General features: G+C 46.9%; 17 protein-coding genes. 16 read left to right on the top strand and 1 reads right to left on the bottom strand.

The annotated features are described in order from the left end of the window. The first annotated feature begins 8 nt into the window (after positions 1-8). The 16 genes from BGO59_RS10560 to BGO59_RS10485 all read left to right on the top strand — a co-directional run bounded on the left by BGO59_RS10560 (position 9) and on the right by BGO59_RS10485 (position 13,554). Positions 9-974: a hypothetical protein gene (locus BGO59_RS10560; RefSeq protein ID WP_293683588.1), complete on the top strand. Its 966-nt coding sequence runs from the start codon at positions 9-11 to the stop codon at positions 972-974. A gap of 308 nt (positions 975-1,282) precedes the next feature. Continuing rightward, the gene (locus BGO59_RS10555) at positions 1,283-1,486 is read left to right on the top strand and encodes a hypothetical protein (RefSeq protein WP_293683587.1); all 204 of its coding nucleotides are present in this window, start codon (positions 1,283-1,285) and stop codon (positions 1,484-1,486) included. After that, the gene (locus tag BGO59_RS10550; protein ID WP_293683586.1) at positions 1,486-1,686 is read left to right on the top strand and encodes a hypothetical protein; all 201 of its coding nucleotides are present in this window, start codon (positions 1,486-1,488) and stop codon (positions 1,684-1,686) included. Before BGO59_RS10555 ends, BGO59_RS10550 begins: the two co-directional genes overlap by 1 nt. A 4-nt stretch (positions 1,687-1,690) precedes the next feature. Continuing rightward, positions 1,691-2,197, top strand: a complete 507-nt coding sequence (locus tag BGO59_RS10545) for a YopX family protein (RefSeq protein ID WP_293683585.1) — start codon at positions 1,691-1,693, stop codon at positions 2,195-2,197. Continuing rightward, entirely contained in the window at positions 2,194-2,901 is a 708-nt protein-coding gene (locus tag BGO59_RS10540) for a PD-(D/E)XK nuclease-like domain-containing protein (protein WP_293683584.1), read from the top strand. Before BGO59_RS10545 ends, BGO59_RS10540 begins: the two co-directional genes overlap by 4 nt. 115 nt (positions 2,902-3,016) lie before the next feature. Continuing rightward, positions 3,017-3,235, top strand: coding sequence for a hypothetical protein (locus BGO59_RS10535; RefSeq protein ID WP_293683583.1), 219 nt, complete (start codon positions 3,017-3,019; stop codon positions 3,233-3,235). Then, on the top strand, positions 3,232-3,600 hold the full coding sequence (locus tag BGO59_RS10530) for a hypothetical protein (RefSeq protein WP_293683582.1): 369 nt from the start codon (positions 3,232-3,234) through the stop codon (positions 3,598-3,600). The genes BGO59_RS10535 and BGO59_RS10530 overlap by 4 nt, the downstream gene beginning before the upstream one ends. Positions 3,601-3,951: 351 nt before the next feature. Beyond that, on the top strand, positions 3,952-5,802 hold the full coding sequence (locus tag BGO59_RS10525; protein ID WP_293683581.1) for a hypothetical protein: 1,851 nt from the start codon (positions 3,952-3,954) through the stop codon (positions 5,800-5,802). Positions 5,803-5,971: 169 nt separating this feature from the next. Further along, positions 5,972-7,171, top strand: coding sequence for a S8 family serine peptidase (locus BGO59_RS10520; protein ID WP_293683580.1), 1,200 nt, complete (start codon positions 5,972-5,974; stop codon positions 7,169-7,171). A 244-nt stretch (positions 7,172-7,415) separates the two neighbouring features. Further along, positions 7,416-8,483 carry a sulfite exporter TauE/SafE family protein gene (locus BGO59_RS10515; protein ID WP_293683579.1) on the top strand — a complete coding sequence of 356 codons (1,068 nt, stop codon included), beginning with the start codon at positions 7,416-7,418 and terminating at the stop codon, positions 8,481-8,483. A 76-nt stretch (positions 8,484-8,559) separates the two neighbouring features. Beyond that, complete coding sequence (locus BGO59_RS10510; protein WP_293683578.1) at positions 8,560-9,768, top strand: aminotransferase class I/II-fold pyridoxal phosphate-dependent enzyme; 1,209 nt, start codon at positions 8,560-8,562, stop codon at positions 9,766-9,768. A 34-nt stretch (positions 9,769-9,802) separates the two neighbouring features. Then, positions 9,803-10,537 carry a phosphoadenylyl-sulfate reductase gene (locus BGO59_RS10505; RefSeq protein WP_293683577.1) on the top strand — a complete coding sequence of 245 codons (735 nt, stop codon included), beginning with the start codon at positions 9,803-9,805 and terminating at the stop codon, positions 10,535-10,537. 72 nt (positions 10,538-10,609) lie between these two features. After that, positions 10,610-11,512, top strand: coding sequence for a sulfate adenylyltransferase subunit CysD (gene cysD, locus BGO59_RS10500; RefSeq protein ID WP_080056804.1), 903 nt, complete (start codon positions 10,610-10,612; stop codon positions 11,510-11,512). A gap of 61 nt (positions 11,513-11,573) precedes the next feature. After that, a complete protein-coding gene (locus BGO59_RS10495; RefSeq protein ID WP_293683576.1) occupies positions 11,574-11,861 on the top strand; it encodes a nucleotidyltransferase domain-containing protein in 288 nt (95 codons plus the stop codon). After that, complete coding sequence (locus BGO59_RS10490; protein WP_293683575.1) at positions 11,845-12,288, top strand: HepT-like ribonuclease domain-containing protein; 444 nt, start codon at positions 11,845-11,847, stop codon at positions 12,286-12,288. Before BGO59_RS10495 ends, BGO59_RS10490 begins: the two co-directional genes overlap by 17 nt. Continuing rightward, complete coding sequence (locus BGO59_RS10485) at positions 12,289-13,554, top strand: GTP-binding protein (RefSeq protein ID WP_293683574.1); 1,266 nt, start codon at positions 12,289-12,291, stop codon at positions 13,552-13,554. Between the two features lie 292 nt (positions 13,555-13,846). Here the strand turns inward: BGO59_RS10485 and BGO59_RS10480 are convergent, their stop codons facing one another. Next, positions 13,847-15,343: a glycine--tRNA ligase gene (locus BGO59_RS10480; protein WP_293683573.1), complete on the bottom strand. Its 1,497-nt coding sequence runs from the start codon at positions 15,341-15,343 to the stop codon at positions 13,847-13,849. Between the last annotated feature and the right edge of the window lie 39 nt (positions 15,344-15,382).

The raw sequence follows: 15,382 nt of genomic DNA, 5'->3' as shown, positions 1-15,382 counted from the left end.
CTACCTGTATGATATTCCTAGATAACTTTCGGGCCTTAGATAGCTACATCCAAAGTAAGCACATACCCGGCCCGGTTCGCATTAATCCGAATTTTCCGAATTTCAAGCCGTTTAACGTTGAGTCGATCCACAAAAACGCGTTTAAACTGCTTAGTAATGGCCTATCGGCTGAATACGCGTTACGGATTACGCCGGTTGTAAACGACGAACAGTATTTGCAATCGTCGTTACATTGGATATTCCCACAAGCCTACTACAGCGTTTACTTTTCAGCGCGGGCGTTCTTAGCCGCACAAGGGTTTTATTTAGCCAATGAAGACCAAATACGGCGTAAGGTTAACGCATTGGTTGTAGCTGGATATTACCCCAAGTCAATTAATTTTTATGGATATGGGGTAGTTAAACCGTTCCAGATTTGGCGAATAGATAACAATGCCGACAGCGCGGAGACATTAAACGACTTCGTAGCTGATACCCGACGAAAATCAGTAAAGAAACAATTTCAGGTTTACCAGACAAACCCGCGTATTGCCCTACGCAATCAATCGACCGGGCAAGTACTGGAAAACGTCAACAACGACCAATTACGGGTTATCTGCAAGGATTTAGGCTATACAACCTATTTCGACCTACTTTGTCGGCTTCGCATATCGTCAACGAATCGAGAAATAGAACGGTATATAACCGACACAATCGACGTTCGGGCTTTTCATCAATCATTGGTTAATATCGTTAACCACATTAACGGGATTCACGAAGCATATATAGCGTATGCGATTGGCTTAGACACGTATCGGGTTCTAATAAACGGTTTACCCAACTACCTACGCGAAGGGTTTGTACGTGATCGGCTTAATCAAATTGTCGAACCAACCGTAAAACCGCTTATGCCTAAGTTAGTCAATTACGGCCCGACGTTGGAACAAGATTTAGCCTGTTATAACTCAATTCACCCCCTACCCTCTATCCGTTAATCCAATGCCAAATTTAGAGCAAGTAACTACCCCTCATTTTTGGGTCTGCAAGTGCGAAGGCGATTTTATTAAACAGGACGCGGCAACTAAACATTGCCCGTCCTGTAACGAACACGCGGACAATTCACCAGACGCGCCCGTAGAATATGTAAACGCCTTTTACGGCGGGGCTAAAGTTTGCGAAAAGTGCGGCTCTACAGACGTTTTTAGTAGTCCGGGCGGCACTGGATACGGGGTTCATGGTGAACAGGATTTCCCCGGTTGGTATCACTGTAGAAATTGCGGACATAAAGACGAATACTAAAGCTATGGCAACTAAAAAACAAATACAGGAAAGTAACGCTATTTCTTTCGCTCAACTTCTGGAAGAATTGTTAGAGCATAACGATAAAGTAGAAGACGTTTACTATTCCGACCACATTGGCAATTGGTGTATAAAACTCAAAGACGGTGAAGCCGATGAATTTTGTACGTTTTCGGATTTATTGAACGAACATTTTAAAGACCTCTAATGAACCAAGTAATTAGCGAAGGCGACCGGGTACAAGTTACCCGAATTATTAAAGGTTACGAGCGCGGAAAATACAACGCTACGGTTTTAAATTGGACGCCCAACGGCTTATTAAAAGTCAAAAACGCCAACGACGGAACCGTTAAAAATGTAAGCAGTAACAACGTTAAAAAACGGGCAGATAAGCCTAAAACTTTATAACAAAATGAAACAACGAATTATAAAATTTAGAGCTTGGGATTTACATAGATGTACGATGAATTTTAATGTAATGGCGGGTAATAACGATGAAGCCGACATATTATATAAAGCCAATTTATTGTATATCCCTGCAAATGTTGCTCATAAAGAAAACGCGCTATCAGGCTGGTTAAATTCAGATAACCATTCTGCTATTCTAATGCAGTTTACTGGATTGATCGACAAAAACGGTAAAGAAATTTACGAGGGCGACATAAAAGCCGACCTAATAGATCGTCCAATGGGTGAAGGTCAGGACTTACATTATTTCGTTTGTGTTTATATAACTGAATGGTCGCGTTTTTCTTGGTTAATGTTGGACGAATACCGCCAATATACAGGCTTAGAACCCCGTCAGGATGATACGTTAGATTGGATTCTACAGGAAACCTACGGCGTATTTGCTGACGAAACCGACAAAACCGAAGTAATCGGTAATATCTACGAAAACCCTGAACTACTCAACCAATGACAGACGAAGCCTACCGCCAGTTACCCCGCTACTCGAATAGCGACCTATTAGAGTTGAGCCGGGTAATGTTACCCACGTTCGAGAAAAACAAGCCAATCGACCCCAAAACCGCGCTATTTGGGACGTTCTTTCACGCTATGATTCTCGAACCCGAAAAGGAATTAGATTGGAGCCTGATACACGTAAAAGAGCGTTATAAACTGATGCAAATGGTTGAAAATTTCGTTAAGAGTGTAGATGAATTTACTTTAGATTGTATCAAGCAAGGCAAATCCGAAGTTGTTAAGCTATGGGATTGTCCAATTACCGGATTACCGTTAAAGGCTAAGTTAGATAACGTTTTTGCAGGGACTAACTTACCGATACAAGGGCCGTTAATTATTGACCTTAAAACAACGTCCTATAGAAACCCACAAGATTTCTACGACAGTATTATCAAATACGGGTACGATAGGCAAGCCGCGTTTTATTTGGACTCGCTAGGCATTGAACGCAATTATAATTTTCGCTTTGTTTGCGTTCAAAAGAATAGCCCATTTACTGTTTTTGAAATCAATCTAGCGTTGTCTGCTGACCGTAAAAAGATCGTTGACGAAGGCCGCAAAAAAAATGCGTTTTGGTTGCGTAAAGCCGCCGAAGAAGCGAAGAAGCCGAACGGCTGGAAACCGAGTAGTTGGAGCCGCAAACCTGAGCTAGTCGCATAAGAATTGTCTTTTGGCTTTTGGTAATTGCCGCGTCGGTTGCAGTAATCAAACACACACAAACAAAACCGGGCTGTAAAGTCCGGTTTTATGGTTCAATTTTTATCAAAATCAAAAAATGACAAATTACCTGATTAGCGGGGCCAAAGTGGGCGCAATTGCCTTTATATTGGCCGTTATTATTTTCGTTTCTGTTGTTAGATTATTCGGCAACAAACAGGTTTGGGCTTCATTTATTGACGCATCGGAAACGGGTACTTTTGTACTAGGTAGCGCGTTTGCTGTTGTTGGTATTCTCAGTATTTTAACGGGCCTTATCATTCAACTTTTAAAATGAATACCGCTAGGACATTCCCTTATAGCAACACCCTTTGCATTCGGCAACTAATTGACGTAGAATTAGGCCTATTTTTGTTGAAACAAATAAATCCAGAATCGTGCGCCTTATCGTTGCCCGACATACTACAGCCGGAATACAAACAAGACTTATCGCCTAAACAGAGCCGGATTTTACATAGAGGTAGGATTTTATTATATCATTTCAGCAATAAAGAAGTTTGGCAAACACTTTTAGTCACTTATAGCACTTCGCCAAAAGAACGGTTAGTATTTGATATAAACCCGGATAGTTGGCAGTACTCCGAAAAATTCGCCCGGTTTTCGCGGAATAGAATTTCCGTATTACGTAGAATGCTGATCTAGTCAAACAAAAACGCCCGGCCAACGAACCGGGTGTTTTGCTGTCTATGCCTTACCTTTGCGAAATGAACTATTACAGTGATTGGCAGCTAGTCATCGAACCCCAATTTATCGGGCTTCGATTCTGTGTCCAGGTTGGCACAATCTACGAACGAGTAGGCCCGACCTATAACAAGGTTTTTCTGTTGCCGTTGAACTGATTTGACACTAAGTTTTACTATTGTTTTCCTGAAACCTACTAATATAGGCTTTAAACGACTACAAAACAGCTAGTTAAGGTAAACCACCGTAAAAAATAGCCGTTTGCAAGCACTTTTGTCTATCGCTTGTGTCGATGAATGCATAAACTTCCTGATGAATCGCGTCCGTCCGTCTGTTTCTCCTGCCCTAACCAACTCATCCTTAGCGCCCACAGATCCATCGTATTGGCTGTTGCTGATTGGTTTAGGATTACTGACGACCCTACTGGGCTGTGGAATTATCGGTGACTTTAGTCATCCTCTCTCCGATGGCAACGATACAGATCAGTTTGAATACGTAGGTTATTTCTTCACAAAGAACCTATCCTTCAATCCATTTCCGCACCTGAATCTGGTTAACACGCAAACGTTTTATCCATATGGTACAAATCAGGTTTTTCTGGATTGGGGGTTTGAGCGCGATTACTGGTATAGGGCCTGCTACCTACTCCTGGATGGACCGGGACCTTATCTTCAATCCTATTACTTATATACGCTTCTGACAGCGGCTATCGGTACGTTTCTGTTGCTGGAACCCCGATTTGGCCGATTGAAAAGCTTTGTTGCGGGGCTAATCGTATCAGTATTTAACTTTTACGCGATCTATAAATTCCCTGTTCACATGAACGTAGGGGTGGGCCACTGGACAACGCTGTGCATGGTAGCCACTTATCGGCTGCTGTACGATACGGTTGATCAAAAACCCGTTTCAGCCCCGTTTGTGTTAGTCTGGGTGTGGCTTCATGTGCAGGTGCTGAGCCAGGAACTCGGTTATGTAGCTGGCTTCTCCCTGACGTTCACAACGCTGGCTGCTCCATTCATCGCGCTGGCGTTATTCCGCAATACCCGACAATCCACAACACGACAAGGAAAGTCTATACGCTGGTTTACCCTCCTGACCAGCTATGTACAAGAACAGTGGCGTCATCACAAACTGGGTATTGTAGCCGGGTTGGTACTCATCGGCATCAGCCTTTATCTGTATTTACCGCTTACCTTACAGATCGCCTTTACAGCCTGGGAGTTCGACTTTACCGATGTACCTGAAATACGGGCCTGGTCGCATCCGCTCCGCTTATTCATCCCCCATTTACCGGGCTTACATACCTATGCTCAACCATACGATCAATGGCTTGAGGATGCGTACGAAAGCTACGGCCAGGGCAGTCCGGGGCTTTACCTGATTATAGCTGGAGGTATCGGTTTCTGGCAGATTCGACGGCGGGCTACGATCTGGCTACCTATTGTAGTTATGCTGGTTTTATGCCTGCTTTATCATCCAGTGCTCATTCCTACGTTGAAAATTTTCCCCTGGTTCAGCTTTAATCGACATGGCGGCAGAGCCAGCCTGATTTACCCCGTTCTCTTTTGCCTGCTGGCCCTACCTATCAAATGGCCCCATTACTTATCCAGACAACTGTTTCTTTTTCTGACAATTGCCTTGATGCTCATTGAATGGTTTACAGGCTATTATCCGCGCTTTCGATACCCAAGCCATGTTATTTCAGATCAGGTATTGCAGTACTGTAACGTGGTTCGTCGGCAACCAGGAGTAGCTGTACTCGACTGGCCTTTCTGTACCATAGGGGCCAATGGACCAGGTGGTCCCGAAGGGCTTTGCCCCTATTATGACCAGCAAAATGCCGTATTTACGTTCCGGCGATTTTACGATAAAAATGGTGTTGGGCAATATTTTGGCCGACTCCACCCCGATCAGATTCAGCCCTTACTTCGGGATGGCTGGCCCCGGCTCCTAACGCCAGGCCGACGATTTACCGAACAAGACTGGCAATTTCTCGATAATTTCCTCCAAAAGAACCATTTCGCCGGAATAAACCTATATCCTGACTTACTGACCTCTGATCAGGTTGCTCAATTCTACCAGCGATATGGAAACCCCATCGCTCGAACGCATTTTCCCGGTGCCGGGCAGGTTGTTTTTCTCCCCATTTTACCCAAAAAATAGTCTACTCAACAGCAAGAGTTGCAACGGCCATTTCGTTTTATACGTATAACCAATAAAGTGGATTTGACGCCCAACGCATCGTTCACGTACAACCGCAGCGATTCTTCTATTTCTATGGCCTAACGTTCTACGATTCAGCTTTTTCCTAATCTATTTTCGTACGTACGTTATGCGACGTTTTTTCCCGTTCGCGACACTTATCCACGTCGCCGTAACCGGTATCGGTTTGTTTGGTTGTCAGGCTGATAGTAGTGTAGAGCCTACCAGTATCTCGGCCGACTGTCTGGTAAAAGCCTCTTCCAATAGCGGGGTTGCCATAGCAGGTTCATACATTGTTACCTATCAGCCCACTCAAACGCTGTCAGGGGTGTCGGGGGCCAGAGTAGCAGCAACCGAAGCTCGCTTCGAACAACTCCTGGCCGATTATCAGATTGCCGATACACAGGCCGATCTTTTAGTATCTGGCGAACAAACCAGCTTTCTGGCCCACCTTACCGAGAACGAATCCGAGCAATTACGCCAGGACCCCGATGTACTGCTGGTAGAACCCGACCGGATTATGTCGATCTGTAGTTGTGTGGATGTAGCCACTACGTCGACATTATCCTGGAATATCAAACAGACGGGTTACGGTCGGGGCGATTTACAAACCGGCAAAACCGTCTGGATTATCGACACCGGCATCGACCTCGACCATCCCGATCTGAATGTAGATGTCAGTCGAAGCAAATCCTTCGTTAGCGGCAATACCTCTGCCGATGACGAAAATGGACATGGCACGCATGTAGCGGGTATCATCGGTGCTAAAAACAACAGCATTGGCGTAACGGGTATTGCTTCTGGCGCTACACTGGTTTCGCTTCGTGTGTTGGATGATGACGGTGAAGGGCGGCTCTCCGGCATTATTCAGGCTATCAATTACGTAGCACAAAATGGGAAGTCGGGCGATGTGGTCAATCTGAGTCTGGGCGGAGAAAGTACGTCATCGACACTCGATGCAGCCATAACCCGAGCGGCTAATCTGGGCATTCTCTTTGCTATAGCGGCTGGCAACGACGGCAAAGATGCCAATAATTACTCACCGTCGCGGGTTAATCACGCCAATGTATTTACGGTGTCGGCGATGGACAGTAAAAATCAGTTTGCTTCCTTCTCGAATTTTGGCACCAGCGTAGATGTCTGCGCCTACGGGGTACGAATCACATCTACATATAAAAATGCGGCTTATGCTACGTTAAGTGGTACATCCATGGCTGCTCCACACGTAGCGGGCTTACTGTATATTCGGGGGGCTAACCTGCCTACTCACGGCACCGTTACGGGTGATCCAGACGGAAAAGCTGACCCAATGGCGGGGGAAGGCAACTAATGTGCGAAAGGCTCTCTACATCCATCTGGGATACGGTATTCAGCTAAAAAGAAAACGATTAGGCACCACTCTTGACGACGTCTAATCGTTTTCTTGCAACTTTCCGCATTCATACCGTATCTTTGTGGCACTTTCAAGTCTTGTCTGACGTTACAAACTCGAAAATCAATTGGAACAAGCGGCACGTGGATGTGCCGTTTTTCATAAATACATTACTCCATTAATTCGATAGGTTTTATACTGTATGAGCCAACCCCTAGCCCCCACGCCTGATGCGGCAGGTAATTCAATTACATTAACAGGCCCAGAAATCGACCTTAATGGACTTACGATTACGTTAAAAGGAACTAACGCTGCCAGACAGGCGGAGGTATTGCGAGCAGCCTATCCAACGGCTACTATTGAAACCGGCAGCTCACAACCCCTGCTTCGGCGTCGGAACCGAACCGAAATCGCTATTTATGTTTTTGCAGCACTTGCCCTGATGATTGTCGGGCATTTGCTCTTTAGCTATTTCACCCTCGACCGGCTCACGATCATTGCCGACACTATTCATGTTACACCCGACATTTTCTATTTCATTATGGCCGGTTTTGTGGCCCAAATGATTGATGGAGCCCTAGGCATGGCGTATGGCGTAACGGCTACAACGTTTTTGACCAGTGTAGGAATCAGTCCGGTTTTTGCTACGGCCAGTGTACACAGCTCTGAGATTTTCACCAGTGGTGTGTCGGGCTATATGCACCTTAAGTTCGGGAATGTGAATAGCCGCTTGTTCAAAGTCGTCCTGATTCCAGGAGTTATAGGTGCGGCTTTAGGCGCGTTTCTCATTACGAAACTGGCCGATATGGAACTGGTAGCCAACTACTTAAGTCCTGCTATTTCCGTTTACACGGCTATTCTTGGTATTTTGATTCTCAAAAAGGCCCTCGTTAAACGTCAGAAGAAAAAGCCGGTTCGTCAGATTGGATTGCTGGCCTGGTTCGGTGGGTTTGTCGATGCCATTGGTGGTGGAGGCTGGGGCCCTATCGTCAACTCGACACTTATTGCCGCTGGTCGTCATCCGCGTTATACTATTGGGTCAGTCAATCTGGCGGAGTTCTTTGTCTCGTTTGCCTCGTCGGTTGTCTTCGCCCTATACGCAGGTCTCGATAATTACGGACTGGTTATTATCGGTCTAATTCTTGGCGGTATGATTGCCGCTCCGATTGCCGCCCGGCTGGCACAAAAACTACCTGTTAAAACTATGATGATATTGGTAGGGATTGTTATCATCATCGTAAGTTTGCGGAAAATCATTAAGTTTTTCTGATAGGATTAACTGGGGCTACAGGATTTAGGCGTAAAAGCAGACTTGTACAACCTGTTAATACTGTCGAAATAAGTCTATGAAAAAACAAACCAAAGCCATTCGCATCCAAACGGCCAAATCGCTGAACCGCGAACACTCTGTCCCGTTATACCTCACATCGAGCTTTGCCTTTGACAGTGCTGAGCAGGGCAAAGCGCTATTCGATGAAACCGAAGAAGGCAACATTTACTCACGCTTCTCGAACCCGAACGTTTCGGAATTTGTGGAGAAGGTATGTATGCTAGAAAATGCTGAAGATGGTATTGCAACGGGGACGGGAATGGCTGCGGTTTTTGCCAGTATGGCAGGTTTGTTGAAATCGGGCGATCATATTGTAGCCTGCCGGGCGTTGTTCGGTTCAGCCCATCAGATCATCACGCAGATTCTGAGTAAGTGGGGAATTACCCATACGTATGTAGATGCCACCGCTACTGAAGCCGACTGGGAAGCCGCCATTCAGCCAACAACCGGAACGCCAGCCGCAAAAATGGTGTATCTGGAAACCCCATCGAACCCCGGCCTGGAACTGGTGGATCTGGAAATGTTGGCCCGTCTGAAAGCGAAATACGGCTTCATCCTGAACGTCGATAACTGTTTTGCGACACCCATCCTGCAAACTCCACTCGATTATGGTGCTGATCTGTCCATACATTCAGCGACAAAATATATGGATGGACAGGGTCGTGTGTTAGGAGGTATTGTAGTGGGTCGGGCCGATCTGATACAACCTATCCGTTTCTTTGCCCGTCATACAGGACCTTCGCTTTCTCCCTTTAATGCGTGGGTGTTATCAAAGAGTCTGGAAACGCTGGATCTGCGCATGGAACGGCACTGTCGCAATGCCTTACAACTGGCCGAAGCCCTGGAAAGTCATCCTGATGTCGACCGTGTGCTCTACCCATTTTTGCCATCGCATCCACAGTATGACCTGGCGAAGAAACAGATGAGTGCGGGTGGTGCCATTGTTACGATTGAACTCGAAGGTGGTTTTGAGCGGGTAAAAGCCTTTTACGATGCCTTAACCATTCCTACGCTTTCGTCTAACCTGGGGGATTCGCGTACGATTGTGACCAACCCGAACACGACTACGCACGCCAAACTGAAGCCAGAGGAAAAAGCGGCATTAGGCATCACGCCCGGTCTGATTCGGGTTTCTGTAGGTCTGGAAGCCATTGAAGACCTGATCGACGATTTTGCCCAGGCTGCCACAAAGTCGGCTGAGGTACTCAAAGAGAAAGTAGCCTGATGCAGGGCCATGTTTTTTATATATAGTCACTCGTATGATTGCTGAACCTACCTCACACACGCTCGAAAGTCTTAGCGAGCGATTGCTCGGCCTGAGCAATGTGGAAGCTATACGGACACTGGCCGAACTATTCCCTGGCCAGATCGTCTTTTCGACCAGCCTCGGCTATGAGGATCAGGTTATTACCGACCTGATTGCCTCAAACGATATACCAGTTCGTATTTTCACACTCGATACGGGCCGGATGTTTTCTGAAACGTATTCAGTTTGGAAAAAAACCAACGACCGGTACGGGATCAACATCGAAACATACTATCCTCAGGCCGATGCTGTTGAAAAGCTGATGACTGGTAAAGGGCCTTACAGCATGTATGAGTCAGTCGAAAACCGGAAAGAGTGTTGCGGAATTCGTAAAGTTGAGCCACTGAACCGGGCGTTGAAAGGTCAGAAAATATGGATTACGGGTATACGCGCCGAGCAATCGGCCAACCGCCAGGACATGACCCAACTCGAATGGGACGAAGCTCATCAGCTTTTCAAATTCCATCCGCTAATGGACTGGACATTTGATCAGGTAAAGCAATATGTAAAAGAGCATAACGTCCCCTACAACCCCCTTCACGACCGGGGCTTTGTCAGTATTGGTTGTCAGCCCTGCACCCGGGCCATTCAGGAAGGAGAAGATTTCCGGGCGGGACGCTGGTGGTGGGAGGATAACTCCAAGAAAGAATGCGGTTTACATACGCACGAAGAAGTGTTTAAAGCTTAATGATTGAAGGATAGAATGATTGATTTGTTGACTTATTCAATCATTCTATCCTTCAACAAGTCAATCCTTGAAATGAAACTCGATTATTTAGATCAGCTTGAATCGGAAGCCATCCACATTATGCGGGAGGTAGCGGGGCAGTTTGAACGTCCGGCCCTTCTTTTTTCGGGTGGTAAGGATTCCATTACGCTGGTGCATCTGGCTTTGAAAGCGTTCCGGCCGGGTAAATTTCCATTCCCACTGCTTCACGTCGATACGGGTCACAACTTCCAGGAAGCACTCGACTTCCGGGATAATCTGGCCGAACGGATTGGTGAAAAACTCATCGTCCGGTATGTAGAAGACACCATCCGCGAAAAGAAACTCAAAGAACCAACCGGACGCAATGCAACCCGCAACGGTCTGCAAACCTTTACGTTGCTCGATGCCATCGAAGAATTTGAGTTCGATGCCTGCATCGGTGGAGCTCGTCGGGATGAAGAGAAAGCACGGGCCAAAGAACGGGTGTTTTCAGTACGGGATGAATTTGGCTCCTGGGACCCCAAACGCCAACGCCCCGAACTTTGGAACCTTTACAACGGCCGGATTCATAAAGGTGAGAACGTCCGCGTATTCCCCATTTCGAACTGGACCGAACTCGACGTATGGAATTATATCCGTCGGGAAAAAATCGAATTGCCGAGCATCTATTTTGCGCATGAACGCGAACTACTCGTGCGGGATGGCAAACTGATGGCTACGGCGGGTGGTGTTATCAAACCCGAACCAGATGACCAGCTTGTGACCCGTCGGGTTCGGTTCCGTACCGTCGGCGATATCTCCTGTACAGCAGCCTCCGAATCAGAAGCGGATACCTTAGACGCAGTTATCAACGAAATTCAGGCTACACGCATCTCCGAACGGGGCGAAACCCGCATGGACGACCAGCTTTCCGAAGCCGCTATGGAAGACCGCAAGAAAGGCGGGTATTTTTAACTGAGATTGAGTAATTAAACGAATCGCTGCTATGACGCTCTTCACTCAATAACTCAATTTGATGGTCAATAACTTTCAGTCTTTTCAGGCATACCTGACGCAGGAGAACATATTTGACCGTTTCGGCCTAAGTCGGATTGGTGTCTTCGGCTCATTTGCCCGTGGTGAAGCCTACCAGGATATTGACATTCTACTTGAAGAACCCATCCCCTACCAGCAACTCATCGCGTTAAGGGAACAACTTCAGGATGACTTGAAAATTCCCATTGATGTGATGCTCCGACAATATGCTGAACCAATTATTCTGCATCGGGCATTGAAAGATGTAAAGTATGCCATCAAATCATAAAACAGATCTTGTTTATTGCCTGCGAATTCTGGAAGCTATTGGCAAAATCGATGTATATGCGACAGGTTTCGATGACCCATTTGTTTTCTTTGAAGCGAATGACCAGAAAGATTTTAACGCCAGTCTTCTGCAACTGCTACATATTGGCGAACAGGTTAATCGAATGAGCGAGCAAACGAAAACAGTCTATACACAAATTCCATGGCAAAGTATCAAAACCTTTCGCAATATAGTTGCCCACGATTATGTCGGAGTTGATAAACTAATTGTTTTCCAGACAATTACAGATCGTCTTCCTGAACTTAAACAAGCCATCGAACACATTATTCGTACCGAACTCGACCAGAATAATTTCGACAATACGGAATACGACATTTCAAAAGCCAGTGACTATTATCGTCACATTGACTTCAATCAAATCAGATAAATGGATCTCCTTCGATTTATAACTGCCGGTTCCGTTGACGACGGCAAAAGTACGCTCATCGGCCGGCTTCTCTACGACTCCAAATCCATTCTGGCCGATCAGCTCGAAGCTATTGAACGAGCCAGCAAAAGCCGCGACGACGGCGAAATCGACCTGGCCCTTCTGACAGACGGGCTACGTTCCGAACGCGAACAGGGCATCACAATTGACGTTGCCTATCGCTATTTTCAGACGCCTAAGCGGAAGTTTATCATTGTCGATGCACCAGGCCATATACAGTACACCCGGAATATGGTTACGGGCGCGTCGAACTGTCAGTTGGCTATTGTGCTGGTTGATGCACGGCATGGCGTTGTGGAACAAACGCGTCGGCACTCGCTCATAGCCTCCCTGTTGGGGATTCCGCACATTGTGGTAGCGATCAATAAAATGGACCTGGTCGATTACTCGCAGGATGTGTTTTCCGATATCTGTATCCAGTACGCCGAACTGGCCAAAAAACTGAATGTACATCAGGTAACGTACATTCCAATGAGCGCCCTCAATGGTGACAATGTCGTAGACAAATCGTCGGCGATGCCCTGGTACGAAGGTGCTACACTGCTGGAACATCTGGAAACTGTGACCATTGATGATGATGCCAATGGCGAAACCGAAGATCATCATCCGGCCCGGTTCCCGGTTCAATACGTCATTCGCCCACAAACGGCTGAACTGCACGATTACCGGGGGTATGCCGGAAAAATCACAAGCGGTGTTTTCCGGAAAGGCGATGCCATTACCGTACTTCCTTCTGGCGAAACCTCAACGATTGACGCCATCGAAATTGCCGAAACACATTTTGATGAAGCAGCAACGCCCATGTCGGTCGTTTTGCATCTGGCTACAGATGTAGACATCAGCCGGGGCGACCTGATCGTTCGTTCGGATAGTCAGCCCATCATCAGCCAGACGGTTGAAGCCATGCTCTGCTGGATGGATACGAAAGAGTTCAAAGTGGGTAACAAATACCTTCTTCAGGTGGGTACCTTCCGTACGCGTTGCTCAGTACGTGACATTGCTTACCAACTGAACGTCAATACCTACGAAGAAATCGAAGACGTTGACAGCCTCAAACTGAACGATCTGGCGAAGGTTGTTTTACGGACTGCCCAACCCATCAGTTTCGATCCGTATCAAAAAAATCGGGCTACGGGCGGAGCTATTCTCATCGATGAAACCTCAAACGTAACCGTTGGAGCGCTCATGCTCATCGGTGAAGCCTAAGTAAAGCGGGTGGAAACCCGCTCCATAACAAACAAAAAATCCCCAACCAGCGCTGGTTGGGGATTTTTTGTTTGTTATTTTTCAAATGACGAAACAGCCTAAGAGTTGTTTGAGTTAGTCAATTCAGAACGTTTTGCCTAAGTAGAGTGCGGGCAGATTCTTAAATCTGCCCTAGCGAGGTTTCTCAAAACTGAGCCAGACATACCGTTCGTTTTGAGAAACCTCACGAGGCAGGTTATAAGAACCTGCCCGCACTAACGCAAACAACTTCTAAAGCTTCCGAAACGTTAATTTACAACTGCTCCAGAATCCGCTCCATCGAAACCTCCTGCCCGATGCGTGCTTTTAGCTCACTAATCGGAATACGGATTTGTTCGGTGGTATCGCGGTACCGAATTGTAACGGTATCGTCTTCCAGCGTCTGATAATCAACAGCGATACAGAAGGGCGTACCAATCAGGTCCTGACGGGTGTAGCGTTTACCAATGGCATCCCGTTCTTCATAGATCACCCGGAACTCCGAACGCAGACTCTTCACAATAGCCTCTGCCTTTTCAGGCAGCCCATCTTTCCGAACCAGCGGGAACACAGCCGCTTTTACAGGTGCTAATGCCGGATGCAGCTTGAGGTATGTCCGTTCTTTCTGCTGATCGCCCTCACCAACGGTTTCTTTGGTAAATGCGTTGCAGAACGTAGCTAAAAACAGACGGTCGGCACCAACAGACGTTTCCACCACGTAAGGAATGTAATTTCCATATGGTTTACCCGTCGCTTCGTCGATGTCGTTATCAAAATACTGTTGCTTCTTTTTACTCAACTCCTGATGCGACTTCAGATCGAAGTCGGTACGCGAGTGAATCCCTTCCATTTCACGGAAACCGAACGGAAATTCATATTCAATATCCACGGCCGCATTGGCATAGTGTGCCAGTTTTTCATGTTTGTGGAATTTCAGCTTTTCGGCGGGTAGACCCAATGCCTGGTGGAACTTCATACGCGTATCGCGCCAGCGTTCGTACCACTCCATTTCGGTGCCAGGGCGCACAAAAAACTGCATCTCCATCTGCTCGAATTCGCGCATCCGGAAGGTGAATTGTCGGGCGACAATTTCATTGCGGAAGGCTTTACCGATCTGGGCAATCCCAAACGGGACCTTCATCCGGCCCGTTTTCTGTACGTTCAGGAAGTTAACAAAGATACCCTGAGCCGTTTCGGGGCGCAGGTAGATCAGGCTGGCATCTTCAGCTACTGACCCCACCTGAGTCGAAAACATCAGGTTAAACTGACGCACTTCGGTCCAGTTGGCTGTTCCCGAAACCGGATCTTTAATTCCTTCCGCAATAATTAGATTGCGCAGCCCCTCCATATCGTCCGCGCTTTGCAGGCGACCCAATTCATCGCGCAGGGCCTGACCACGGGCCGTATCACCCGCTTTTTCAATTTCTTCGGCCTTCAGCTCGATTAGTTGATCGGCACGGTAGCGTTTTTTTGAGTCGCGGTTATCGATCATCGGGTCGTTGAACGAATCAACGTGGCCCGAGGCTTTCCAGGTGAGCGGGTGCATAAAAATGGCCGCATCGATCCCGACTACATTGTCGTGGAGTTGGGTCATAGCCTTCCACCACAGCGTTTTAAGGTTATTTTTGAGTTCAACGCCATTCTGGCCATAATCATACACTGCCTGAAGGCCATCGTAGATTTCGGAAGATGGAAATACAAAGCCATATTCTTTGGCGTGCGCGATAATATCCTGTAGAGAGGTCGCGGGAGAAACTTTCTGCTCTGTCATAATCAGTTACTAAGTCCGCAAAGATAGAGGTTACACCGA

The sequence above is a fragment of the Spirosoma sp. 48-14 genome (assembly GCF_001898575.1).
Taxonomy (GTDB): domain Bacteria; phylum Bacteroidota; class Bacteroidia; order Cytophagales; family Spirosomataceae; genus Spirosoma.
This window is presented reverse-complemented; position numbering and strand designations above follow the sequence as displayed.